This is a genomic window from Aetokthonos hydrillicola CCALA 1050 (assembly GCF_017591665.1).
Classification (GTDB): Bacteria; Cyanobacteriota; Cyanobacteriia; order Cyanobacteriales; family Nostocaceae; genus Aetokthonos; species Aetokthonos hydrillicola.
The window spans coordinates 75892-101117 of sequence record NZ_JAAKGC010000002.1; the positions used below are offsets into that span (position 1 = coordinate 75892).

26 protein-coding genes and 1 pseudogene are annotated in these 25226 nt (G+C 41.4%); 6 read left to right on the forward strand and 21 right to left on the reverse strand.

The window, feature by feature from the left end; all coding sequences use genetic code 11:
- Positions 1 to 186 precede the first annotated feature (186 nt).
- The 10 genes from G4P69_RS01490 to G4P69_RS01535 form a co-directional block, all read right to left on the reverse strand.
- Positions 187 to 495: a hypothetical protein gene (locus G4P69_RS01490; protein ID WP_208338300.1), complete on the reverse strand. Its 309-nt coding sequence runs from the start codon at positions 493 to 495 to the stop codon at positions 187 to 189.
- 110 nt (positions 496 to 605) lie between these two features.
- On the reverse strand, positions 606 to 1712 hold the full coding sequence (locus G4P69_RS01495; RefSeq protein ID WP_208338299.1) for a CobW family GTP-binding protein: 1107 nt from the start codon (positions 1710 to 1712) through the stop codon (positions 606 to 608).
- 161 nt (positions 1713 to 1873) lie between these two features.
- A complete protein-coding gene (locus G4P69_RS01500) occupies positions 1874 to 2635 on the reverse strand; it encodes a metallophosphoesterase family protein (RefSeq protein WP_208338298.1) in 762 nt (253 codons plus the stop codon).
- 289 nt (positions 2636 to 2924) lie between these two features.
- Entirely contained in the window at positions 2925 to 3734 is an 810-nt protein-coding gene (locus G4P69_RS01505) for a metallophosphoesterase family protein (protein ID WP_208338297.1), read from the reverse strand.
- On the reverse strand, positions 3731 to 4504 hold the full coding sequence (locus G4P69_RS01510) for a CobW C-terminal domain-containing protein (protein ID WP_208338296.1): 774 nt from the start codon (positions 4502 to 4504) through the stop codon (positions 3731 to 3733). Before G4P69_RS01510 ends, G4P69_RS01505 begins: the two co-directional genes overlap by 4 nt.
- A gap of 136 nt (positions 4505 to 4640) precedes the next feature.
- Positions 4641 to 5294 (reverse strand): GTP cyclohydrolase I FolE, encoded by a 654-nt coding sequence (gene folE, locus G4P69_RS01515; RefSeq protein WP_208338295.1) that lies wholly within the window; start codon positions 5292 to 5294, stop codon positions 4641 to 4643.
- Between the two features lie 326 nt (positions 5295 to 5620).
- The gene (locus G4P69_RS01520; protein ID WP_208338294.1) at positions 5621 to 6853 is read right to left on the reverse strand and encodes an FAD/NAD(P)-binding protein; all 1233 of its coding nucleotides are present in this window, start codon (positions 6851 to 6853) and stop codon (positions 5621 to 5623) included.
- Between the two features lie 46 nt (positions 6854 to 6899).
- Positions 6900 to 7910, reverse strand: coding sequence for a porphobilinogen synthase (gene hemB / locus G4P69_RS01525; RefSeq protein ID WP_208338293.1), 1011 nt, complete (start codon positions 7908 to 7910; stop codon positions 6900 to 6902).
- Positions 7911 to 8070: 160 nt separating this feature from the next.
- Entirely contained in the window at positions 8071 to 9141 is a 1071-nt protein-coding gene (locus tag G4P69_RS01530) for a WD40 repeat domain-containing protein (RefSeq protein WP_208338292.1), read from the reverse strand.
- On the reverse strand, positions 9129 to 10100 hold the full coding sequence (locus G4P69_RS01535) for a CobW family GTP-binding protein (RefSeq protein ID WP_208338291.1): 972 nt from the start codon (positions 10098 to 10100) through the stop codon (positions 9129 to 9131). The genes G4P69_RS01530 and G4P69_RS01535 overlap by 13 nt, the downstream gene beginning before the upstream one ends.
- A 229-nt stretch (positions 10101 to 10329) precedes the next feature.
- Between G4P69_RS01535 and G4P69_RS01540 the strand changes: the two genes are divergently transcribed.
- Positions 10330 to 10719 (forward strand): SCO5389 family protein, encoded by a 390-nt coding sequence (locus tag G4P69_RS01540; protein ID WP_208338290.1) that lies wholly within the window; start codon positions 10330 to 10332, stop codon positions 10717 to 10719.
- A 54-nt stretch (positions 10720 to 10773) separates the two neighbouring features.
- On the opposite strand, the gene G4P69_RS01545 is transcribed toward G4P69_RS01540, so the two are convergent.
- The 4 genes from G4P69_RS01545 to G4P69_RS01560 all read right to left on the reverse strand — a co-directional run bounded on the left by G4P69_RS01545 (position 10774) and on the right by G4P69_RS01560 (position 14333).
- On the reverse strand, positions 10774 to 11661 hold the full coding sequence (locus tag G4P69_RS01545; protein ID WP_208338289.1) for a metal ABC transporter permease: 888 nt from the start codon (positions 11659 to 11661) through the stop codon (positions 10774 to 10776).
- A gap of 43 nt (positions 11662 to 11704) precedes the next feature.
- Positions 11705 to 12022, reverse strand: a complete 318-nt coding sequence (locus G4P69_RS01550) for a hypothetical protein (RefSeq protein WP_208348180.1) — start codon at positions 12020 to 12022, stop codon at positions 11705 to 11707.
- Positions 12007 to 13341, reverse strand: coding sequence for an RNA-guided endonuclease IscB (iscB, locus tag G4P69_RS01555; protein WP_208338288.1), 1335 nt, complete (start codon positions 13339 to 13341; stop codon positions 12007 to 12009). Before iscB ends, G4P69_RS01550 begins: the two co-directional genes overlap by 16 nt.
- A gap of 248 nt (positions 13342 to 13589) precedes the next feature.
- Entirely contained in the window at positions 13590 to 14333 is a 744-nt protein-coding gene (locus G4P69_RS01560) for a metal ABC transporter ATP-binding protein (protein ID WP_208338287.1), read from the reverse strand.
- A 90-nt stretch (positions 14334 to 14423) separates the two neighbouring features.
- Between G4P69_RS01560 and G4P69_RS01565 the strand changes: the two genes are divergently transcribed.
- Positions 14424 to 15440: a metal ABC transporter solute-binding protein, Zn/Mn family gene (locus tag G4P69_RS01565; protein ID WP_208338286.1), complete on the forward strand. Its 1017-nt coding sequence runs from the start codon at positions 14424 to 14426 to the stop codon at positions 15438 to 15440.
- Between the two features lie 138 nt (positions 15441 to 15578).
- Positions 15579 to 15767: a hypothetical protein gene (locus G4P69_RS01570; protein ID WP_208338285.1), complete on the forward strand. Its 189-nt coding sequence runs from the start codon at positions 15579 to 15581 to the stop codon at positions 15765 to 15767.
- 388 nt (positions 15768 to 16155) lie between these two features.
- On the opposite strand, the gene G4P69_RS01575 is transcribed toward G4P69_RS01570, so the two are convergent.
- Positions 16156 to 16794 carry a M56 family metallopeptidase gene (locus G4P69_RS01575; RefSeq protein WP_208338342.1) on the reverse strand — a complete coding sequence of 213 codons (639 nt, stop codon included), beginning with the start codon at positions 16792 to 16794 and terminating at the stop codon, positions 16156 to 16158.
- On the opposite strand from G4P69_RS01575, the pseudogene G4P69_RS01580 reads away from it, so the two are divergent.
- Positions 16747 to 16869: pseudogene (locus G4P69_RS01580) on the forward strand (cytochrome c oxidase subunit 3); the annotation flags it as partial. The gene G4P69_RS01575 and the pseudogene G4P69_RS01580 overlap by 48 nt on opposite strands.
- On the opposite strand, the gene G4P69_RS01585 reads toward G4P69_RS01580, so the two are convergent.
- From G4P69_RS01585 to G4P69_RS01605, 5 genes are all read right to left on the reverse strand, one after another.
- Positions 16868 to 18295 carry an energy transducer TonB gene (locus G4P69_RS01585; RefSeq protein ID WP_208338284.1) on the reverse strand — a complete coding sequence of 476 codons (1428 nt, stop codon included), beginning with the start codon at positions 18293 to 18295 and terminating at the stop codon, positions 16868 to 16870. The pseudogene G4P69_RS01580 and the gene G4P69_RS01585 sit on opposite strands and share 2 nt — an antisense overlap.
- 29 nt (positions 18296 to 18324) lie before the next feature.
- A complete protein-coding gene (locus tag G4P69_RS01590) occupies positions 18325 to 19278 on the reverse strand; it encodes a tetratricopeptide repeat protein (protein ID WP_208338283.1) in 954 nt (317 codons plus the stop codon).
- Between the two features lie 226 nt (positions 19279 to 19504).
- Positions 19505 to 21163: an alpha-amylase family glycosyl hydrolase gene (locus tag G4P69_RS01595; protein WP_208338282.1), complete on the reverse strand. Its 1659-nt coding sequence runs from the start codon at positions 21161 to 21163 to the stop codon at positions 19505 to 19507.
- Between the two features lie 296 nt (positions 21164 to 21459).
- Positions 21460 to 22071 carry an exopolysaccharide biosynthesis protein gene (locus G4P69_RS01600; protein WP_208338281.1) on the reverse strand — a complete coding sequence of 204 codons (612 nt, stop codon included), beginning with the start codon at positions 22069 to 22071 and terminating at the stop codon, positions 21460 to 21462.
- A gap of 110 nt (positions 22072 to 22181) precedes the next feature.
- Positions 22182 to 22577 (reverse strand): DUF1823 family protein, encoded by a 396-nt coding sequence (locus G4P69_RS01605; protein ID WP_208338280.1) that lies wholly within the window; start codon positions 22575 to 22577, stop codon positions 22182 to 22184.
- 384 nt (positions 22578 to 22961) lie between these two features.
- Between G4P69_RS01605 and G4P69_RS01610 the strand changes: the two genes are divergently transcribed.
- Entirely contained in the window at positions 22962 to 23264 is a 303-nt protein-coding gene (locus tag G4P69_RS01610) for an acylphosphatase (protein WP_208338279.1), read from the forward strand.
- Positions 23265 to 23276: 12 nt separating this feature from the next.
- On the opposite strand, the gene G4P69_RS01615 is transcribed toward G4P69_RS01610, so the two are convergent.
- Positions 23277 to 24110 carry a CemA family protein gene (locus G4P69_RS01615; RefSeq protein ID WP_208338278.1) on the reverse strand — a complete coding sequence of 278 codons (834 nt, stop codon included), beginning with the start codon at positions 24108 to 24110 and terminating at the stop codon, positions 23277 to 23279.
- A gap of 843 nt (positions 24111 to 24953) precedes the next feature.
- Between G4P69_RS01615 and rpsO the strand changes: the two genes are divergently transcribed.
- A complete protein-coding gene (gene rpsO / locus G4P69_RS01620) occupies positions 24954 to 25223 on the forward strand; it encodes a 30S ribosomal protein S15 (RefSeq protein ID WP_208338277.1) in 270 nt (89 codons plus the stop codon).
- Positions 25224 to 25226: the final 3 nt, after the last annotated feature.

Genomic DNA, 25226 nt, shown 5'->3' on the forward strand with positions numbered 1-25226 from the left:
TACCTTGGCTTAGACGTAAAGCGCCATTTTTTGGTAATTTCTCGAACTTGAGAAAAAATGGGTGAACCAGGAGTAATAAGTCCAAATTTCAAAAGACAAAGTGAGCCAGTGCCTTCCTGAGCGATCCTCAGTTGAGGAAAGTGGCGTTTGACGAGGCGTCGGAATTTTCTGGCTCGCTTGACTCTACTACTGTGGTGTGGGTAATTGACCTTGTAGTAGCATTTGACTAGCAAGAGCTTGACAACCAGGGCAATCACAACCAAACTTTTGCACAGCAAGCTGTTTTATTCTCTCTGTTTGCAAAGAACGCATTGACGGAGATTGCAGATCTTCTTGAGAAATGGGTACGTTAACTTTTTGGGTATCAGCTGCTCTCAATATAGGATTTGCTATTTGTTGGGGGGAAAGTTTCTTGGCAAAAGCTGGGTTGACATTTAATACTGTTAAGGCGAAAAAACTAGAACAGCAAATTAAAGTCAGTGCAATTTTATTCATAATTCACCTGTTGAATAAGCATTGGTACTATCTGAGTCTAGGCCAAAAAAGTAAAAATTACCATTACAATATTCAGCCACTGTCGAGAGAAAAATCCGCTCCATACGTTTTTAACTATTAACGAAACCAGGCAATTGCTTAACATTATTTAACTCTACCAAGCATTCATTAAGTTTTGAGTAAATTTGGCTAATATCTAACTTTCTACCAATAAAAACTGCTTGATTTTTAGGTGGAGTCTGCCATTCATCAGTGTGCAAACTATAGCGAGACCCACTCAGTTGAAAAATATGGCGCAATTCGCTATCACTAAACCATAAAATGCCCTTGGATCGAAATACCTCCTGTGGCATTTCTTCGGTGATAAATTTCTCAAATTTATGAGCATCAAATGGTCTATCACTTTGAAAAGAAATCGAAACAAATCCATCATTTTCTAAATGATGTGAGTGATGTTTGTGGTGATGATGATGGTCATGGTCATGGTCATGATGATGATGTTCATGGTCATGGTCATGATGGTGGTGTTTATCCTCGTGAGTTTCTGCATCATTAGCAGTATACTCATCTGTTGGAGTTAAACCCACGCCTAAAATTAATGGTAATGCCACTTCTCCATGTGTGGTACGCAGAATTTTGGCACCATTTTTTACATTATGGATGAAATTTTCTACTTCCTCAAGTTTTTGTGGAGTTACGAGGTCTGTTTTATTCAGAAGGATAATGTCTCCATAGGTAATCTGTTTTAAAGCCGCTTCACTATGGAAGTGTTCTTCATCAAATGTCTCAGCATCTACTACTGTAAGAATCGAGTCGAGATTTGTTAAATCCCTTAACTCTGTACCCAAGAAAGTTAAGACAATTGGTAATGGGTCAGCAACACCAGTGGTTTCAATGACTAGATAATCAATGCGGTCTTCTCGTTCTAAAACTCGATAAACTGCATCGACTAAATTATCATTTATTGTGCAGCAAATACAGCCATTAGTCAGTTCGACCATATCTTGATCTACCGAAATTAGCAATTGGCTATCTATGTTAATATCACCAAACTCATTTACAAGTACGGCAACTTTTAAATCTTGTTTGTTTTTGAGAATTTGATTTAGTAGTGTTGTTTTCCCACTGCCCAAAAATCCGGTGATAATGGTAACAGGCATTCCTTGTTTGGAAATATCAAAACTTTCGTTTGAAGTTGGTGCTGTTAGTTGATTCATAATCAATTCAATCTTCCTTAAGTTTCAAAATTTTAGTCGCCAGTTGTCTCTCTATCTGTTAAATTACTGCTTTGGAGGTTATAGTCTCCGATGCAGAAGTTCTTAACAGTCGCTAGAAACCTCTGCCTTGGCAATATATACACCATCGCCTTCACAATTGATTACACGCGAAATTTCGATTCTGTAACTTGGCGCTGGCTTTGAAATCCCTTACTATTGCCGTAATAAACAGTCTTGAATTCCACCTGATTCGTGCCAGGGTTGTAGAGAGTATAAGTTGCTTGACCTGGTGTCCGTCCCACATTCCCAACCCCAATTACTTGACGCGGTGTAACAGCGACAGTTTGAGGAGATGTTTGGTTATCAAGGGTAGTTAATGCACTCGTGATGGAACCACTTTGCAACTGATACTGAAAAGTTAAACCAGAACGACCGCAGAACAAGTTATTTGCTTGCATCCTTGAAAGTCTATCAAGCATTTGAATTGGGGGAGTTTCTGGGGTTAGTTCATCATCTACACCTACCGTTGAACCGTGGATTAACAAACAATCTAATTCAAAAAAACCAAAATCGAGCGATCGCAACCATTGCACAGTCTTACGCGATACACTATCCCACAGTAGTTTTGCTGTATCACCGCCATATTTTGCCATCAGTTCAGGAGCATTCCCAGTCGGACCCAGACCATGCAAAATCAAACACTGTTCTTCCCACCATCCCTTACAAATCAGTGGTTCTAATTCTCCCAGACGTGGGTTAAGCACTCGTTCTACGAACTTCTCGGCTTCTGGTCTTGGCCCTACCAAATCACCTAAAATATACAAAGCTTCTACGCTATTACCCTGTCGCTTAATATCTGCTATTACGGCTTCATAAGCTGCCAAGTTAGCTTCAATTCCACTTAAAATTGCCCATTTATTCATAGTTATTTTTTCAACGCAGAGGGACGCCAAGGAAAGCCCAAAGGATCGTGGAGGAAGAGGAGGAGGAGGAGGGAACTCACAAGGGTAGGTTTTTTACACCTGGGTGTTGGCAAGACAAGGAGGACAAGGAAGGAAAGTAGACAAGGATGTTTTTTTTACTCATATTCAGTACATATACTTGAATTTGCTGTTTCTTCCTTGTCCTCCTTCTCCCCCAGGTCTACCTAGTCTCACCCCTCCTAGATGTATCTGTAAAAAACCTACACCTGTGAGGGAGGAGGGAGAGAGATTACCGTGTACACACATGAGTTGGGTCATCTGCTCTTTCTGCATACTCCAGCCCATTTGCTAAACGCCAAGCAAAAATTGCAGGTAAACCTTTTTCAATAATCGCTGCACAGGTTTTTTGGTAGTCGTAAGCTACTTCGCGTAGTTTAATTTCTTGGGTGTCTGTGTCGTAAATTACACAAGTAGCATTCGGTCGTCCATGTCTGGGTTCTCCCACTGAACCCACATTCACAATCCGTTTGAGAGGAGATGTAAAGCTGATTTCCTGTGATTTTTCTCCTTTTCCAACACGAACTTGTAACTGTCCAGCATCAAGAGTTCGGGCGTAAGGCACATGGGTATGACCACAAAAAAGCACATCTGAATCTGTGGACATTACTCGCTCTAGTGCCACAAAAGCGTCTAGTTCAGGTAACAAATACTCATGGTTACTATGAGGACTACCGTGAACAAAAGCTAAATTGCCCTCTTTCAGACTGTAGGGTAATTGGGCTAAAAATTCCCGATTTTCTGGATGGATTTCTTTATTAGTCCACTCATGAGCCTGTATTCCTCTTTTTTCTGCCAATAACGAGGGATAGCTGCAATCGCAGGCGTTCAAACCTTCCACAATATCTTCATCCCAACAGCCAGCGCAGGTGGGAATATCTAAAGCACGAATTTGAGCTACAACTGCATTGGGATCCGGCCCATATCCTACCAAATCGCCAACACAAAAGATTTTTTCGCATGAGTGCTGGTCGATATCTAGCAATACAGCGTCTAAAGCTTCGTAATTGCCATGAATACATGAAATAACGGCTATTTTCACACTTGTTTCCCCTCTAATAAAATCTCTTTTACTTGTTGTTGGTATTGCAAAATCGCAGCGTCAGATAAACAGCAATCTGATAAAGTTTGCCTTAAAGTTGCTTTATCCAAGTTTTTTCCTACCACTTCCAAGCCACTGAAACGCTGAGGTCTACCTTCCAAGTAGCGCGGTAGGTCTAATTCCAAAAAGTCTGTTTGGGGAACGCCAGCGACAAAATCACAGTAAAGTGACCGTCCATCGTTCACGTCAAAAATGCCTTTGGCGCGGGTGACAATACCGTAAGCACCGTGGGTGATTTCGTACCAAAATTCCTCTAAACTGTTTTCGTCAATAACTTGACCATTGCTTGCCGCCCGCCATAAACTTTCAGCATTACTGGTTTGGGTTGGTGCGCCGCGTACAATCTCGTTCGCCCAAGGGTGATATTCCGAGTCTTTGAGGTCGGATGGTAGAACTGCTACGGTACGGTAAGTCAGATTATCTAATAATTGTGCTATGGATCCCAACTCCAGATAAAATCCCCACTCAATGTAAACTGCATCTGAAGAGGGTATTTGGTTGAGAAATTCGGCTTGTTGAATATCACTAAAGACCTGTAAATCAGGAAATTCAGAAGCTATGCGGGTTTGGTCAACGGGAACAGTCCCAGTACCAGGGCTGTAATAAATTATTTTCTCAACATCGGCGACATCTCGCATCTGTTGACAAACCCAGGTAGTTTTTCCAGCCCCAGATGAACCAGCAACAACAATAATCTTTGGTACAGACATACAATGTAATGATAATCATTTGGATAAAAAGGTTCTTTGCGACGTGTGAGTAAAATTACTAAATTAAGAACTAGAGACAAGAAAATCCCCGTCTCTACATAGCAGATGATAAATAAACATCTACTCTATCCGAAACTTAAGAGTGAAAACTAGCATTGTGGCGCACTAAATTCATAAACTCCTCACGAGTCCGCGCATCTTCTGAAAACACACCACGCATTGCACTAGTTACAGTCCAAGAACCAGGTTTCTGTACGCCACGCATCACCATACACATGTGAGTTGCTTCTATTACCACTGCTACCCCTTGAGGTTTGAGTAAACCTTGCAGCGCATCAGCAATTTGTAGGGTGAGACGTTCTTGCACTTGTAAACGTCGGGCATACATTTCACAAATGCGGGCAATTTTAGATAATCCTATCACCTTGCCATTAGGAATATAGGCAACATGAGCGCGACCAATAATCGGTAAGATATGATGTTCGCAAGAACTGAAAATATCGATGTCACGAATTAACACCATTTCATTGGCATCTTCTGTAAATACTGCCCCATTTAACAGTTCACCCAAAGATTCATGATATCCCTTGGTAAGAAACTGCAAAGCTTTGACAACTCGCTTAGGAGTATCTATTAACCCTTCTCTATCAGGCTTTTCTCCTAATCCAATTAGCAAAGTACGTACAGCCTGCACCATTTCTGCTTCTGTGACAGTTGGTAACTGCTGAGTAGATAAAGATGAAACCAATTGAGCAGCAGAATCTGTATCGAGACGAATCGATAGAGTCATTATTTTTTCTTTGATTGATATAGATTAATAAATTTAGTTAATAGTCCTAGAATTTATGAATAACTATTAACTAAATCAGCTATCACTCACTTAACACTTCTAAACTGCTTCATTTTTTGGGGTAGTACGCCCTTTATTTCAAAAGAATGAGAATCATTATCATAATAGCGTAAAAAAAGTTTGATGGTGCAATCTCGATGGAAAAAAGATAGGGCGTTGCTGATTAGGGGCATGAATTTATTTCACGCAGAGGCGCTCCAGAGTAAGAAGAAAGAAAAAGCGAATTTTTCAATTTAATACTTCAGTTCAGCAACGCCCGTTTTTGCTCAACTTGCTTGTAGTCCACTGAACGTGTGGGAAAGAGCTACACTGGGCTTGACAATCGCTGGAACGATTTTTTCACAGGCCATCCTTGCACCTGATAAATTTCTAGCTGTCGGCCCTACTTGTAAGGCTGCTATCCCACCCATAATGAACAATTCACAGCCAGGCCAACGCAGACAAGTATCTAAAACTGGCAAACCCTTAACGATGGGAATAGGGTAAGCCTTGAGAATATCTTTTAATAAAGGTTCAGTGGTGACATCAAATTTAGTGCCAGTCGAAAGCCAAATATAATCACACTCATGCTGGCTACCGTCACTACATTGAACACACCAATTCTCACCCAACCATTGGGCTTTGATGATTTGGCAGTTTTCGTCAATTCTGATGTTACCACTACGCACTTGTCGCCGTAGTTGAGTAGCGATCGCCGGTGTCATCGACCCACCATTTCTAGCTTGCTGAATCATGGTAAAGCGTAGTTGCCAATCTGACTGAGCAAAAAAATCCTTGAGGTACTTCGGCCCCAACCAACCTGCTTCAGCATCAAACAACTTTTCTGCTAAGTTTCGCCGAAGCAGCAAATGCACCTTCGCACCGCGAGAAATTGCACCTACTGCCAAATGTCCACTTGTCAACCCACCACCAACAATTAATACCCTCTTACTCCTTAACTGTAATTTTCGTAAATCAATTGTTTGTGAGTGGTAAAGTCTATCTGGAGGGTAGGCTGTCTGAATCTGGTTTACCCAATCAGGTATTTGAATTTGAGCGCTATTAGTTGCCAAAACTACCCTCCGTGCGATGGCTTCTTGTCCGTCTTGCAAACACAGGCGAAATTGAGAACGTACAAAATCACATAAGGGTTCAATACTCCTCACTGCTAAAGGAATAACTTGGTCTTGTAACTGCCAAACTTTAATTACTTCCTGACAAAAATCCTCAAATAATCGAGTTCCTGGAAAATCGTAGGGGGCAAATAACTCACGCGGACGAGATTCGGCAAATTTCCTTAAAGCAAAGGGGTTGGGGTCTGGATGATGAACTGCGGGAGAACGTAAATGAGGAATTTCCAAAGCTGCAAATTGCCGCTTCCACCGACTCATCCACATACCACTGGAATCAAACACTGAGAATCTAGTCCTCATAGACTGCCGTTTTTGCAGCAGATGGGTAATTAAGGTCAGAGCGTGAGGACCTGCACCGACGATAGCTAAGTCAATTTTTTTGGTCATTAGTTATTAGTTATTAGTTATTAGTCATTGGTTAACAGTCGCTTACTTAAAGCAACATCAACGCAACTTCTTTGGCGAAGTAGGTCAGAATCAAATCTGCACCAGCGCGTTTCATGCTGGTTAAGGTTTCTAAAATTACCTGTTTTTCATCAATCCAACCCATTTGCGCGGCGGCTTTAATCATGGCGTATTCGCCACTGACGTTATAGGCTGCAACTGGTAAATTTGTAGTTTCTTTTACCTGACAGATGATATCTAAGTAAGCTAGAGCAGGCTTGACCATGACCATATCTGCACCTTCAGCAATATCTAGTTCTATTTCTTTTAGTGCTTCTCTAGCGTTAGCTGGATCCATTTGATAAGTCTTTTTGTCGCCAAATTTGGGGGTAGAGTCCAAAGCATCCCTAAAAGGGCCATAGTAAGCAGAAGCATACTTGGCGGAGTATGCCAGAATACCTACATTGATATAACCTTCTGCATCTAACGCTTGGCGAATTGCGCCAACTCTACCATCCATCATGTCGGAGGGTGCAACAAAATCTGCTCCAGCTGCGGCTTGAGACAGTGCCATTTTTACTAGCACTTCTACAGTGGGGTCATTTAGGATAGTGCCATTTTCATCCACTAAACCATCGTGACCATGAGTGGTGAAGGGGTCAAGGGCAACATCAGTGATGACAACAATTTCTGGAATTGCTTGTTTAATGGCTTTGACGGTTTGCTGTACTAATCCTTCTAGATTGTAACTTTCTTTGCCTGTGTCATCTTTTTTATTTTCGGGGATGACGGGGAAAAGCGCGATCGCATTAATTCCCAATCTAGACACCTCTGCTATTTCTTTAAGCAACAAATCTAGAGAATATCGATAACAGCCTGGCATGGAAGCAATTTCTACTTTTTGCTCTTCACCTTCAGTGACAAACATCGGATAAATTAGATCATCCACACTCAGAATTGTTTCCCGCACCATCCGTCGCAGCGTTGCAGTTTGACGCAGACGACGAGGACGTTGGAAGCAGTTCAATGGCTTATCGGTAGTTGAATTTTCAGGCAACATATAACTTAACTAAAATGATCATCATTTGACTCGTGCGATCGCTGTCCTACGATCCGGTGGAAAAAAACCAACGATTACGTGCAACTTTCTCACGCATGTTGACAAGTTGAAATTGGGTGAACCGTTTAAGTTGATTTGCTTGTGTTGTCATAGTTCTTAGCTAAAGGCGACTGAATCCCTCACCAGCAGTACCTTGCGACCACACAAGCAATTCTCCATGTTGACCTCCAGCAGCAATTTGGTTACCTTGAGGATGCCAAGCAAGTTGAGAAAAGCCATTTGGCGCACCTTGGAGAACCTGGGATAATTGCTTAGAAGATTGCCATAAACACAACGAGCCATCGGAACCAGCGGAACCAAGAAGAAAACTGTTAGCTCTAAAGGCGATCGCTTCAACTATATCAATATGACTAGTTAATACTCGATCTTTCCAACCGACTGACTCATCAGAGTGCTTTTCCCACACAAAAATGCTCTGCTCACTTGCGCAAGCTAATAAACAGACACCTAGTTTAGTCTTAGCTGTTGACCAACAGAGGTGGCGAATCTTTCCTGGAAAACCATGCATCACCCAAGGATCGGGGCTTTTCCACTCGAAAACGGTGATAGTACGATCCATGTTACCAGAGGCAAGGTATTTGCCATCAGGCGACCAGGCGAGAGCAAGACTAGCAGAAGGAATTTTAATAATATCTGGTTCCAAATTCCAGTTTTGGCTATTCCAAATCTTGAGTTCTTGAAAACCACCAATTGCTAAGTGCTGCCCATCGTCACGCCAATCAATACTCAGTACTGAAGAAGTATCAAAATTCAGAACAATAGCACTCTTTGTATTGATAACATCCCAAACTTGAACAGAACGTCCAATGCTAAAAGCTAACAAATAATTAGTGGGATTCCAAGCGAGTTTATCAACCCAAGCTGGAGCGTTTTCTAAAGTTGTAATGAGTTGATCTGCTCGCCAAATGTTTACCTTACCATCTTGTCCGCTAGATGCGAGAAACTGTCCATCATGAGAAAAAGCCAGACAATCCACGGATTTGTCTGTCGGTTCATGCAAAGTTACTAGGTTACCCGAGGGTGAATAACACAGCACAACCTCCCCAGCAACAGAACTAGCGGCAAAGAATTGACCAGTCGGAGACCAAGTGATTGCACTGACATAATCTGAAAGTGTGCCATGCCAGTCTTGTCGAAATCTCTTAAAACTTTTACCACCTAAACCACGCACGCTAAAAAATCCTCCCGCAGTTGATTTGCATCAAGATTTCGACCGATGAACACGAGTTCATTTTTACGCTGTTCCCCTGGTTTCCACAGACGGTCTGCTGTTCCAGTAAACAGCATATGCACCCCTTGGAATACAAAACGGTTATCTTCCCCAGCAATGTTGAGAATACCTTTCATTCGGAAGATATTTGCTCCTTGGCTTTGCAACAAATATCCCAGCCATTCGTTTAACTGTTGCATATCTAATTTGCCTTCTTCTATCAAAGCAACAGAAGAGACGGTTTCGTCATGTTCATGCGCATTTTCGCTCAAGAAATAGGGGTCAATTTTCAAAGCACGGCTCAGGTCAAATGCTCTCACACCTAAAAGTGCATCCATTTCTACTTCAGCATTCCGGGTTCGATAAATTTTGGCGATCGCATTCATTACGCGGATGCGCCTTTCTAACTCGTCCAATTGTTCCGGTGTGACTAAGTCAGTCTTATTGAGTAAAACCACATCAGCAAAAGCAATTTGCTCTTTCGCTTCGTCCGCATCCCAGTGATGGTGTATGTGAAAAGCATCGACAACTGTTACCACCGCATCTAGAGATAACAGACGTTGCATATCTTCATCAACAAAGAAGGTCTGAATCACTGGCGCTGGGTCAGCCAATCCAGTCGTTTCAATAACCAGATGGTCAAACTTGTCCCGCCGCCGCATCAAATTACTAATGATCCGAATCAAGTCGCCTCGTACAGTGCAACAAATGCAGCCGTTGTTCATCTCAAAAATTTCTTCATCCGCATCGATCACTAGCTTGTTGTCAATGCCGACCTCTCCAAACTCGTTGACGATCACGGCGACCTTCAAGCCGTGTTCGTGGGTCAGGATACGATTTAGGAGTGTGGTTTTACCGGCTCCCAAATACCCTGTAAGAACAGTTACAGGAACTACATTTGTTGTCACAGTATTAGCCATAGTTAAAATCTTTCTACGATTTAATTTATATTATAATGATAATCATTATCATTTTCAGAAGTCAATCATGCATGAGTCTTGAAATATATCTTGGTTAGGTCGTTCTCATAATATTACTTTTGTTTACAATATTCCTGTTGTTAGTAAGTTAATGATTATCATTCTCATTGGCAACTGGATTCAATCAATTGAAACTTGACCGTAAAATCGAAACAAGGACAGAATAATTATGTCATTGAATGTAAGCGAGCATCTAATTGAGCAAGCCAAAGCGGATAAAGTTGACGAAAAAGAGTTTGTCCAAACCATTAGACATTCACTGCCTTATGCTTGGGGCGTTGTAGAAGGTCTTGCTGAACGTATCGTCCGAGGTGAAGAGTGGGCAAATCATCAAGTTCCACCACCAAGCGAACAAGCACGTGCTCAATTATTGCGAATGATGGGTGGAGACGCTATTCGTGGAGCAGTGGAGCGTCACTTTAGGATCAAATTAGCATTTCAAAATTGTCATAATGTTGCCGCCTTTACGACAGATAAATTAAATTCACCTGCATACCTAGATTTCATCTCTATCCGTAGCCAAATCCTTAACCAAACACCTGAATTGGTGGATTGCTAACTGTTGTCAGCAAGCCCCTGCTCCCCCTGCTAAGAGTTCCATCTCAAAAAATTCTCATTTCCTGCGTTTTAAGAATCCTAATTGACCAAAAATCCTTGCAAGGTTTTTTGCTAGACTTGAACGAGTTAGAATTCCTTGAGATGGACTCAACAACAACACTACCAAGAATAAAACACACGACACTAGGACAATTGCAGGTCCAGATGGAATGTTGCAGTAATAACTTAGGTACACGCCTGTTATGCTAGCAAATACCCCAATTATTGCTCCTAATCCCATCATGTGGTGTAGCTCATTGACCAGAAGATAGGCACTTAGGGCTGGTCCAACAAGCAAGGAAATGACTAAAATAACTCCTACTGCCTGCATACTAGCAATGATCGTCAGCGTAATTGCTGCCATAAACCCAAAATATATGACGTTAGTGGGCAACCCGACTGCCTGAGATCCTGTTTTATCAAAAACGTAAAATAATAACTCTTTATAAAACAGCTTGATTAGTAACAAAATTATCACAGTAATGATAAGTGTTCGCCCAATATCATGCAGCGTCACTCCTAAAATATCCCCAAACAAGAAACTATCTAGGTCAAGTTTATTTTTTAGTACTGTGATTAGTGTGACCCCCAAAGCAAAAAAGCTTGAAAAAGTCAATGCCATTGCCGCATCTACTTTAATTCGAGATTGAGAACGAATCCAGGTAATTAACAAGGAACTAAAAATGCCAGAACAAAAAGCACCAATCAAGATATCTATCCCCAAGAAGAATGAGATAGAAAGCCCAGGTAAGACGCTATGAGCAATCACATCACCAAGAAGCGTCATCCGCAGCACTATCAGGTAACTCCCCATTACTGGACAAAGAATACCGACAAGGATACCGATTGCGAGCGCATTTCGCATAAATTCATACCCTAGCGGTTGTAATAGCCAATCGAGCATTTGTTCCTGATCCTTTTAACTTGTTCGGGAAATGTCTGGAAAACTATTTTCCTAGGTCAGAGTCCTTGCGGGAGATCTGTTCTGGTGTACGCAGTTCATGACGGCTACTTAACAGAATAACGCCGTATCCGGATCTTGATTTAGCTAGCACCAAAAGAAGCCTCACATCTGAATCCGGAGTACCGGATTCAGATGTGAGATGAATTTTGGGGCAATGACGAAGCCATCCCCGACCAAAGTTGACCAACGCGGGAGCGAGGAAGCGGGATGGGTGATAGCGGAGCTCTCTTCGAGTCCTCTCCCAAGGGGAGACGCCAAAGGCGAACGAGCGTCGGAATTGCCAAACTATGCACGGACACATAGACCAGTTCTCCTTTTAATGGGCTGAACTTTGTTGACATTAACAACTTTGTTTGCAACACCAGGGTAGTTGGCTAACTTAACGCCAGTTCCTAAGTTTTGCATTCCAACAACTCGATAAATATTGTTTTCAAACATCACATAATCGTTGGGATTGTAACGATAACGTTGCTTTTTGATGCGTCGTTGACCCTTGGAAACCTTTAAGCCCCGATAAACTCTCAAGTTTTCTCCATTTAAGTTTTTGTTGCGGGTACGTCTACCAGAATTCAAGATAGAACCACTGGCTTTTTCTCCTGTACGCTTATCGATATATTTGGCGTCGTAAAACTGTCCCATTGACCTTTTATGACGACGAATTTGTTCAATCATTAAAGCTTCTATTCTTTGCTGTAATTCACCTCCAGCAATAATAAAAGCATCATTGTGGTGACTTTTTGTAAGCTCTAACTCTTCCCGCTTGAAATCCGTTTCATAGCCGAAAGCTTGCTCTGCATCTAGATCTTCAAGTATTAGCTTGTAGATAGTAGACATGAAAGTTTCTGCTTTAAATGATTTAACTTTTGGTTGCCAATCGTGCAGAAGCTTTCCTTTTTTGTGATTGGGTGAGCTATGGCATTTATCACAAAGAGTAATCAAGTTACTGGGTCGATTGCTTCTATCTGGCGGATTCTTCCAATAGCCAATATGGTGAACTTGAAGAACTTTATCAGCCAGATTATTTTTGCAATCAGGGTTTTGACACTTGTACCCGTCTCTGTGACGAATATAGTTTGTTAAGTTTCTGTAGCCAAGCTGTTCTCCTTGTTGGTATCCTTCCCCTTGAATGTCTGGGTTTTTGATTTTCTGGATATCAAACTTGGCTGTTTCTACCGTTATCTTGGTGATAGGTAGCCTAGATTTAACACGTTCTACAAACCGCAAATGGGTATCTAGTTTGTGTTGAATTGATGGAGCTAACCAGTTTTTATTACGTTTACGATTGTCAAACCGTTTGGCACGATGGCGTAATTTATTGCGGCGGGTTCTACGATATTTCTTTTTTTCGATGATGCGCTCTGACACCCCATCTAAAAGTTCTACCTCTCCACCTATCAATTCTTCTTTCTCAGTAATAGCGCTAAACCCGACGTGTTTATAGCCAGCATCAATCCCTAATGAAATAGGTTGTTTGTAACCACTGCTGCCATAAATCAACTGAATTGTAAACGGATCTCTTCCTGCAATTTTGGCTTTGCCTGATTGTAAAAGGATTCGCGCTTTTCTTGGAGTTGTGGGCATTAACGGCTGTCCGTGTTTGTTGATAACCAATACGAGCATGTTTTTGAACTAGTAATGAGTTCGACCCTTACGGGTGGTGTCCTTTGCTAATGTTTAACCAGGTTTTGCGTTAAAGACACTTTCCCTCTCCCTGTAGGAATGTTTAATCTTAACCGTATTGTCACGGAGCTAGAACATGGGTTGCTAACCCTATACCCCGGAGTACCTATATATTCTGGCTAAACGTAGTAACCCTTGCATGTCGGGCTACTCAAGCTAATGACGCGCTTCTCTTGAGAAGCCCACACCTACCCCGGAGGGGAGGTGTGTGGAGTCGTCACTGGATTTCGTAAGCTTGTACCGTAAGCTCGTTGCAAATTTTCTTTAGTCATCACTTGTTGCGGTGAACCATCTGCAATTAGCTGTTGATTCAATAACAGTAATCGGTCTAAGCGTGTCAAAGCCTGTCCCCAATCATGATTACTGACTAACAAGATTTTGCCTTGCGATCGCAATTCGTCAAAAATCCCTAGAATAATTTTTTCAGTTTTAACATCCACTCCAGAAAATGGTTCGTCAAGCAAGAACAGTTGAGCTTGCTGAGCTAAAGCACGCGCCAAAAACACTCGTTGTTGCTGTCCACCAGATAATTCCCCGATGCGGCGATGTTGAAGATGCTGTATTTCGACTCGCTCTAAAGCCGCTTTGACTATTTTCTGGACTGCTTGACCAGGACTACGAAACCAGCCCAATGAGCGAGTTTGAGCCATCATTACGACATTCCAAACAGTAATTGGGAAGTCCCAGTCAATTTGGCTGCGCTGTGGTACATAGGCAACTTTTTCTAATTGTTGATGTAGAGAGTAGGTGCAATATTCGACAGAACCACTGATTTTGGGAATTAAACCCAGCATTGCTTTGAGTAGCGTGGTTTTACCTGCTCCGTTAGGTCCAACAATTCCGACCAGTTGACCTGGTTCAATACGAAAACTGACTTTGTCTATTCCCCGCACACCCCGATAATCGACGGCTAATTGTTGAACTTGCAGCATAACAAATTTAAATAATAACACTAATGACTATATCATGATAATGATTATCATTCTCTCCTGTTTGAAAATTACAATTTTAGGTGTTTAATTATGTACATTAAAACTAATCGAACATGCAAAGCTGTAGCTTTTGCTCTGATATTAGGCTTGTTTAGTGCCTGCGGTCAGTCTCCCCCATCTACCAGTGAAAATAGCTCCTCTACCCCTGATACTAGTCCGGCGAAAAATACTAACACTAGTGCTGCTGTTGTTGGTAAGGGTTTAAAGGTCGTAGCGACTAATACTGTTTTGTGTGATTTGACCAAACAAATCGCAGTAAATACTGTTGATCTGACTTGTTTGATTAAGGCTGGGTCAGATCCTCACATCTATCAAGCCACTCCCGAAGACCGCAAAGCCATTGAGGATGGAAAACTCATACTATACGGGGGTTATAACTTTGAACCAAGTTTAATTAAATTAATTAAAGCCACATCAAATCCTGCACCAAAAATTGCCGTTGATGAAGTGGCAGTTCCTAACCCGCAAAAATTTGAAGAAGATGGCAAAGTTGAGAATGACCCGCACGTCTGGCACAATGCTCAAAACGGTATTCGAATGGTAGAGGTGATTGAAAGTAATCTCGCAAAAGTTGCTCCTGAGAATGCCGCCCTTTATACCAAAAATGCCAAAGCCATAATAACGGAAATAACCCAGATTGATCGTTGGATTAAATCGCAGATTAATACAATTCCTCCAGCATCGAGGACACTAGTCACAACCCATGATGCATTGGGATACTACTCTAAAGCTTACGGGATTCCAGTTGCAGCACTTGAGGGTATCAGTACTGAAGAAAAACCTACAGCTGCCAAGGTAAAACAGACAGTTGAAACTGTTAAGAAAGCTAAAGTTTCGACAATTTTTGCGGAACTCTCCATTAATCCTAAGTTAATTGAGACAGTTGCAAAGGAAGCGAATGTGAAAGTATCAGACAGGGAAATCTTTGCCGATGGATTGGGAGAAGCTGGTAGCGAAGGTGATACTTATCAACATATGCTGGCTGCTAATACCAAGACAATTGTCGAGGGTCTAGGAGGTCAGTACACCGCATTTCAACTAAAATAGGTTTTGAGAAGTCAGAGGGTAGAGGGCAGAAGACATTTCCTTTCAGGTATAAACCATCATATTAAGCTTCTGCCCTCTTTGAAGGGGTGGGGTGATCCATTACCTGAAAGTTTGTTTAGGCTCTTCTGTGAAAATAAAATGCCAAGCCGTCTAATTTATCAGTTAACCGAAACGTGGTCGGTGCGGTTGTCCCAGCCCAAAGGGCTCTTACACGGCGGGCGCATTTTATTGATTGGATCTCCCTTACCAACAATAATCCAGAAAGATGAAAGACTAGCACCAATGGCGACAACGGTAGTTGCTAGCAGATCCCCTGCCTCTTTGTGACCCTACACCCTAGTTTCTATGAAAAGGCACAATTATTAGAGGGAGAAATGCCAAACTCAAAGTTATCCAAAACCAGTAACAACTAGGCGACGATAAATCCTGTGGTTGTGCAAGTAAAGCCTCTATTCTTTCTAAAAAATGACTGGAAGATTTCACTTCATAAAACGAGACACAGAATTTGGCACTCAGATATGACGGGGCGTAGAAAGTAGAAGTTTCTGCTATTCCCCCTTTTTTTTCGAGAAAGTTGGATGAATAACTAGAGCGCCGGTCGAGTAGAAAGTGTTGACAAAAACAGAATTATGTGAGTTAGGACAAAACGTCTATTTCTAGCTCAATTTTTAAGTCTAGTTAAGGGCGATCGCATTAAAACTCGGTCCCTAAAAGTTTAGTTTACATAACATGCATATGTTGGATTTAACGTCAAGTACAAGTACTTGACCGGCGCTCTAGCTACTTGCAATAAAGACTCGGCTAACAACAGCGAATCAACATGATTTGCTGCCCAACGGTCAGCACGTAATTCTCTTAATGCTATTAACTCTGAATGTATAATATCTGTATTCGGTAGCCAGTTTGTACAACTACGGAGCCAACCGAGCCAGAAAAACCAAAAAGTATCTCGATAATAGTAATGGGCTTGTTCGTGTAACAGGACAGCTTGTAGATGTGGTGCATCCAAAACCGATAATAACCCTTGAGTTGCAACCAATTCCGGATGCAAAAATCCAACTTGAGCTATGAATATATCATCTGTATTGATAATACGAGCGGATAACTTTTGTAACTCAATATGAGGATAACTACGAATTTCTTGTAGCAGACGAAACGCCTCAAATGTTAATATCAGTAATTTAATGATTAGCCCACAGCAAAAGCCCAAAGCGATCGCATAAGCCACACAACCATCCCAAAATCCAACCATCTGTCCTTTTGTTCCCATACAGAGAATGGCGATCGCTGTTGCTATCAAAAGTAGGCAATGGGTAGTTATTTTCTCTATGGTCAAGCTATGGAATGGAGTCATTTAGAATTTGGCTTGACTTCTGGGGTCTATGGTGGCACGTTTTACTTATTAACAGGATTTCACGGTCTACAGCTTATTTTTTGAGGGTCTCGTGTTCTCTTTTACGAGCTTGATGATAGAAGTCTGAACCTGTCATTGCGAAGTTAACTGCTGCTCTCACACGCTGTTTATTTTCTGATGACGCAAACTTCCACTTTTTTTTGACTGTTTCAAGAACAGCTTGATCAAGATTATCGTGCCCAGTAGATTTGACAATTTCTACACTAATTACATTCCCATCCTTATCAATCTCAATTTCCACAACCGCTCGACCTTCTAAATTTTCAGATCCTCGGGGGTAATCAGGCTTAGGACAACGACGGCAAACTGCACCACTAGTACCTGATCTTATTCGAGAACCGTTACCATGTTGAGAACCTGTAGCTACCTTCGAGCCATTTCCAGAACCCTCGGATCCATTGCTTAAACTGCTAGAAGAAGCGTCACCATGTTGAGAACCTGTAGCTACTTTCAAGCTATTTCCAGAACCTTCGCCTCCATTGCTTAAACTGCTAGAAGAGCCATTACCATGGTGAGAATCTGTAGCTACTTTCAAGCTATTTCGAGATCCCTGGGTTCGATTGCTTTCCGTATTTCCTGAAGCAAGAGCAGTGTTCTTACGCGTACTGACTCCATTAGGATTATCTAGCTGGTGGATACTATTCTTAGTAATTTCTGATGATGAAGACGATGGGATAGGAGCAACGAGATCAGAGGTTATTGTTGGTTTTGGAGTTGGTGTACTAACTTGCTTTGGTGTGTGAGCTACTTTAGGCGGTACAGTCGCAATAGGTGTTGGGAGTGGTTTGGGGTTTTCAACTACTTTCGGTGGTACAGTCGCAATAGGTGTTAGGAGTGGTTTGGGGTTTTCAACTACTTTAGGCGGTACAGTCGCAATAGGGTTTGGCGGTAGTTTGGGAGTTTCAACTACTTTCGGTGGTATAGTCGCAATAGGTGTTGGGAGTGATTTGGGGTTTTCAACTACTTTCGGTGGTACAGTCGCAATAGGGTTTGGCGGTAGTTTGGGAGTTTCAACTACTTTCGCTGGCTTTGTGAGAATTTGTTTGTATGTATTTGGCTGGGACGGTTTTTTAGAAATAACCAATGGCGATGGAGCGATCGCCACAACAGAAGCAGTTGATCGAGACGAAGGTGCAAAACCGCCAGTTTTTTGTGCTGGGATTTTTTTTATTGACTGACGGGTATCAGACTTATGGTCATTATCTGTTGGAACTTTTATTTTCGTCTTTAGTTTTGGTTTTGCTGGTGGAAGACTAGGTGGATCGATAAGGATCAATTCAATTGGCTGTTGTTCAAGTTTAGGTGTTCTAAACCAAAAACTAAAAAGGGTAAGTACCACAGTGTGCAGCACAACTGAACTTATAAAGCTAAAAAACAGAAAAGTTCTTAAAACTTTCTGTTCTTGTTCTCGATGCTCTATACTTTTGCTGGAGAAGCTCATAGGTGCTACTTTCCTGTTACTTTTGAGTTTCAAAAAGCAAGAGCAGTTTCTACGTGCGATGGGATTTCTTGTTGTACAATCTTGATTAAATCAAGAGTTTTTTCACTAGCAGGTTTTTGTCCTTGGTGTTCAAAGTGTTGCGCTGCTTGTTGTAAGTCCGCTATTGCAGCTTGTTCGTAACCAAGTTGATGGTAAGCTACCCCTCGGTTAAAATAGGCTTGCCCATTGCTTGGGTTAAGCCGGATGACTTGAGAAAAATTGTCTATTGCTCCAAAGTTATCGCCGTGTTTACCACAGGCACAACCCCGATTGAAATAAGCTCTATAATCTTTAGGGTTTAGGCGAATTGCTTTTGAAAAGTCAAGCATACCTGCTTGGAAGTTGTGTAAATCGAAATGAGCTAATCCTCTGTCATTATAAATATCTGCTAGTAGCAGGGGATCTTGGGAAATTTGGCTCAATGCGAGATTATAGTCTGCGATCGCCTGCTGATAATTCCCCAACATAGCGTTTGCTAACCCTCGGTTGTAGTAGGCTCGGAAATCATATACTTTAAGAGAGAGCGCTTGATTGTAATCGGCAATGGCAGATGAATAATCTCCTTGTCTGTAATATGCAAGACCTCGGTTAAGATAAGCCTCAGCGTTATTAGGTGCTTTTTTGAGCGCTTGATTGCAATCGGCGATCGGCGTTTCGCCACTGCGCTGCGCAATCGCATTCTGATAATCTTGAATCTGAAGATAAGCAAGACAACGATTACTATAAGCAGCACCAACATCGCTGTTGTTTGCGATCGCCTGAGTCAAATCAGGAATTGCTCCCTGGTAATTACCGGTTACCATTTTTTCTACCCCCGACTTAAAGTCACTCACCGTCATTTTGTTTGTGCTTGTCGTGGACGAGTATGAGGGTAGAGAGATAAGAAAGCAGGTAAGTATAACGGCAATACCAAAGCTGAGAATGAATCGCTGGAACCGATTCATAAAGCTATCCTCGTGCGAATCTCCTTGATAATTCTTAATCTTGAAGGCTTATATAGTCAAAAGACAAGCTGTCAAACATCACTTTACCCTCACCCTAACCCTCTCCCAAGTTTGGGAGAGGGAAAAATGAAATAGTTCTAGTTCCCCTTCTCCCACAATTGGGAGAAGGGGTGAGGGGATGAGGGCTATCAAGGTTTTGGCACCTAAAGGAATGATCCCGTAATAATTAACGCCAGACAAAAACCTTGGCTTCGTATGGTCCAATGTCAGTCATAATTCCATCATCCCCTGCTTCTACATCATAATCGCCAGTCCATTCGTGCCATGTGCCACCAGCGGGGAAGTTAGGAACTTGATAGCCAGCTAGGAAATTTTCCGAGAAATTAGCCACTACCACAACACGAGAACCTTCATCATTCCAACGACTGTAAGCTAGGACTTTTGCATCTGCATTTTCGTGGATAAAGTCGATGTTTTCTGTGTAAAGGGCATGATTTTCTTTACGCAAGGTTGTTAAACCTTTGTAGTATTCAAATAAGCCTCGATTCAAGTCTTGACCTAGTAATGTCCAATCAATTTTGGCGGATTCTTGTGTTTTTGGCTTGTACTCACCAAACTCTTCACCCATCCAAATTAAAGGGACACCAACCGCCGTCATGAGTATAGCAACACCTAGCTTAACTCTTCTAAAGGCTTCCTCATCTAAGATACTGCGATTACCTAACTCTGTCATTAATCGCTCATGGTCATGATTTGTCAAGTAATTGACAACATTGGTAGCACCCAGAAAACCTTGACGTTTACAATCAATGACATCTTTGAGTTCTTCTAACTCAAAGCGATCGCCACAAATATGTGCAAGAACTGCATGGTAGAAACTGTCGTGCCAACACCCATCCATGGGACCATCTACATTGGTAATGCTGGTAGTTTCTGGAATATGCTCAGCAATATTGTAAAAAGGCTTCATACCAGCAGTTTTTTTGGCTTCTGATACGATCCAGTGCATGAAGTCGTAGTTAGCAATTTGCCGTGCTGCATCGTAGCGAATACCATCAATGTGATATTCTTCAATCCAATAACGAACAACATCACCAACAAATTTTCTGGCAGGATAGGTATCTAACTTCTCGTCATGGAATTCGTAATTAAATTCTGGTCCCCAGTTATTACCAGGATCACGGGGAGAGTGGTGGTACCAATAATCGTGGTCGATTTGTGTTAAAGGAGCCGATGCTTCTGAATGATTATAGATACCATCCATAATCACACGAATGCCTCTAGCGTGGCACTCGTCGATTAACGCTTTTAACCCTGCCGTAGCTCCATAAGTGGATTCTGTGGCAAAGAAGTGACGAGGATTATAACCCCAACTATAATCGCCTGGATATTCTTTAACTGGCATTAACTCAATAGCGTTGATTCCCAGTTCAGTAATGTAATCTAACTTTTCAATGACATGCTTGTACTTTCCTCGTGCATAAGGATCATCCTCACCACCTGAAAAGTCTTTAACGTGCATTTCATATATTACTAGTTCATGATCAGCTGGTAAGGGTTTATCATCATGATTCCAAACGTGGGTATCGACAATCCGTGTTCCATCTTTTATTGTGACGACACTGTTATCTGTTCCGCTTAATCCATCAACATCAGTCGCGTATGGATCGGTTACATCAACCCATTGATCTGGTTCGAAAAACCAAGATTTTGACTGCACACGGAATTTATATTGATAAACACCGTCTTCTAGTTCAACAGTTGTGCGAAAATAACCATCATTTCCCTTTTTCATTGGGATTTCTTCCCAATCTGAAAAAGAACCTTTTAAAGAAGCTGCTTTGTTGTAAGGTGCAAATAAATTAAATTCGATTGGCTTTGCCATATAATTAGCACAAAAGTAAAACTATGTAAATAACAGATATGCTTAAACGAAGATAACTACTGGACATGAGAAATTACTAAATGCATTTGTTTACCAGCAATTTTTCATGAAAAAGTTACGTTCAATTAAGCTTATCTATTACTTAATATTTTCGGGGTTCAAGACAAGGTTAGCCAATCGCTCTACGGAAATAATTAACTGGTTATTACCTCCTTCTAAAGAAAGAAATATTAACAAAACATAACAATAGATTAGTATCGCTGCCTCAAGTCAAATAGCCGCTAAGAGTTATTAGTTTATCGAAAAAAATTAGGTAACAAATAGGTAGCCCCTGTATATAAAAGGTAAAAGGCAAAACCGAAAAACAAGCTATTCAAAACGGTGGTTAGATAGCCTATACACATCAATATGCCGTCAGATTCTATAGTTGCAACCGCCAACAGTAACATTCCCGCCGCAGGAATAGGGTTTGTAGCGGGAGGATATGGCGACATTAGTAATATTGCTAACCAAGTCAGACAAATACCATTGAACCGCCAAGTTAATCGATTTTCAGCAACTTTCTCAAAACGCGGGCGCGAGATTTTTTCTAGAACTTTGGTTACACGTTGTAGATTCTGCAACAGTGTTTGAGCAAACCAATTAGGGAATTTGATGCGGGCAATTTTTTTCGGTAGCCATGGTGTCCGACGCCCCAAAGCCATCTGTCCTGACATCAATAAGCAAGCTACACCAAGAGGAGTGCTTAAGCCAGGTGGCGTGGGTATCAAAAATGGTAACACTAATAATGCAATCACTAAGCTAAAACCCCGTTCTGAGGTTTCGGAAATAACATCACCCAGAGTTAGAGGTTTTTCTGCTAGATGTTGCAATAATGACTTAATATCTTGAGAAAATTTTAGGTGCATAACACTTTAGGTAATGGGTATTGATTGAAAGCCTATAACCTTGTGGGTGGAGCAATTGACATTTTCTCCATATATTGGTTGCCAGCTTTTCAGTGAGCTTTTACCAGTACTTATGATTTCCCCGTTCCCTGTTCTTTGCTGATAAGATTTTGTCGCATATAACTTAATAACCAATTAGCCGCTGTAGCCCTACGAGTTTGTCGAGGACCAAATTCACCAATTTTGTAACCTTTGAAACCCAGTTGCTCTTTGAGTAACTGTTTATTTTCTGGCGGAATTGAACGAGTTAGCTTGACTGTTGCAGGACGACTGTCAATAAAATCTGGTGGTTGAGGGTACTCCTGTTGCCATTCTGGAGATACTTCTGTACTGTCCCACTGTTGAGATGATGAGTCATAGCGGTAACCCAAACAGTGCCAAACTAACTGGTTAACTGTAGCATCGTCAATTTGTTCATTGATAATTGCCCAAATAGTTTCCGTATTAAGTGGTGGTAGGTTTGTCATAATTGAGAGGGAGCAGGGAGCAGGGAGCAGGGGTTATCAGTGAACAGTAAACAGTTATCAGTGATCAAGGCGTATGGTGGGGTGTTTCGCGTTCCGATAAACACACTATTCTTGACTGATAACTGGTAACTGATAACTGTGTTACCTGCTCCCTTGTTTTGAAATTTAAACAAATATGAACATTTTATAACAATTTGTAGAATTAAAAATCAAAAAACTTAAAATTTTGTTTAGTTTTCAGCCTTCGTGCTATAAACTTGTATTTACAAAAATGTAGCCTAAATATAGGGTGGATAAGCATTTTGGTTAAAGTTGTTCGAATGAGGCACTCTCTAGGGCATAATAAACAGAGTAGGCTAGAAAACCTCAAGACTTGACCAGTAAATGCATAAACCTGCACCACAGTCAAAGCAAATCCGCGCCCGTGTAGTTATTGCTGGAAAAGTCCAAGGCGTAGGCTATCGCTATGCCACTGTGGACACAGCTAGCCAGTTGGGATTAAGCGGTTGGGTACGAAATCTCCCAGATAATCGAGTAGAAGCAGTTTTTGAAGGTAGCCGCGAGGTGGTAGAAGAAATGATACGTTGGTGTTATCAAGGGCCACCTGCTGCTGTGGTTAAAGATGTCGTAGTAGAGTATGAAGAACCGGAAGGGTTACAGGGTTTTGATGTTAGGCGTTTTGAGTAGCTTGTTATTTATTTACTCGTCCATTTCTTTTAATGTAGCTAATGCTGAAGGAGACAACTTACTCAGATAGTTGAATATCCAATATTTAAAGATAGAGGTTAATATTACAGGGAAGGTCGCGATAAACATAAATATCACGCTTTTATTTGGTGGCAACCCTAAATGTTCTGTAAATCCTTCCAAAATTACCTCCCAACCATCTGGTGAGTGGTAACCTACAAATATATCTGAGAACATAATTATGAAAAAAGCTTTGGCACTATCGCTAATACCATAGACAATTTCATCCATAAATGACTTGAGAATTGCAATTTCTCTTTTACTATTAGCGACTATTACAGCAAAGGCAGTTAGTGATACCAAATCAGCAAATACATTGCTGATGGAGTTATTACTTTTCTCTCTAAACTCTTTGGCTAGCTCACTTGCTTTTTCCTTGAGTTTTTCTTGCAGAGCATCTTGTGAGAGACTAGGTGCCTTATGGAGAAGGCTTTGAAATCTTAGTTGTTTTTGATAAGTAGTCAATTCCTCGAGAGCTTCATCTTCCATTTTTTTGTTTAGGAAAATCTGTAATGTATTTTCACCTCTAATTTTGTCTACTATAGGGTTTACTAAAACTTGCTTGGATACGTAATGAGTTATGATGGGCACAATTAATAATACAAGCAAGAATTTTAGAGATGTTCTGGTTCTTTTTTTTGAGAATTGAAAATTTCTAACATATTGACGCTCTCCTTGTGGGGAAAGCTCTGTTCTAATAATATTAAATATTCTTCCAATTGACCTGGGCAAGATACCTGTTTTTCGAGAAGAATCTGGCTGCTTTTTCACTTTGTCACGATTCATAGTAATGGCTGAAAAGTTGAGATTATCAGGCGATGAATAATATTATGTTAGGAGCATCCCAAATGTGTAAATTTATGTTATTTTGTAGTGCGGGCATCCTGCCCGCTTCTGTAATAAAGTAGGGTGGGGGGAACCCTGGACAAAACAGGACAACCTTCAAAAAAACGAGCCTGCCAACTCCTTGAAATACCCGGACATTTCCGGACAGGCTCGTTTTTTTGTATCCTGACCTTGGTGTTAAACACCTAACCTAGGACAAAGGTTGTCCTGTTTTGTCCGGAAAAAATGTAGCGGGAGCTTTCCGGCTACCACTACAGTCTTTTTGCACTCATTGGGATGCTCCCATTATTGCAACAAACTAATTGGCCTAATGGTCACGAAGCTAAAGTAGTCTCGCTAATTGCCACACTAGAGAGTCGAAATGATGTGACTATTACTAAGCTGAACTGGGCGAGTGGCATTATTATTGCGGTCAAACTCTGATGAAATTATTGCAGCACAGATCTTACTACAGTAGGTACTGTACCCATCGAAATTTGAACAAAAATATAAGAAACAAAAAACGTGACGCCTGGGACGCCACGCTAACACAACTATGATTACACAACACAAATGAGGATCTTTATACTCAGCATTATAATGTTGATCAGTATACAATCACTAGCGTGATATTACTGTTTTTACGCAAGGGATAGTGACTGTGACCGCATCTAGCCGATATTTCGCGCTTTTACCTGCTGCATTCCTTGTTGTATAGTGCATGTGAGCTAATTCAGCACAGAACATAATGGCTGTGATAACATGAGAGACTGCTGCATAAACTAGAAAAAAATTAATTGGATCATGGCTCTTACGCAACAGCGCAAAATAGAAATAATTTCCAACTACCAAGTTCACGAAACCGATACCGGTTCGGCTGATGTCCAAATTGCTATGCTGACGGAGCGGATTAACCGCCTCAGCGAACATCTCCAAGCCAATAAAAAAGACCATTCCTCCCGGAGAGGATTGTTGAAGCTAATTGGTCAGCGCAAGCGCCTTCTATCGTATATTCAAAAGGATAGCCGAGAACATTATCAAGCTTTGATTGGTCGTCTCGGCATACGTGGATAGAAC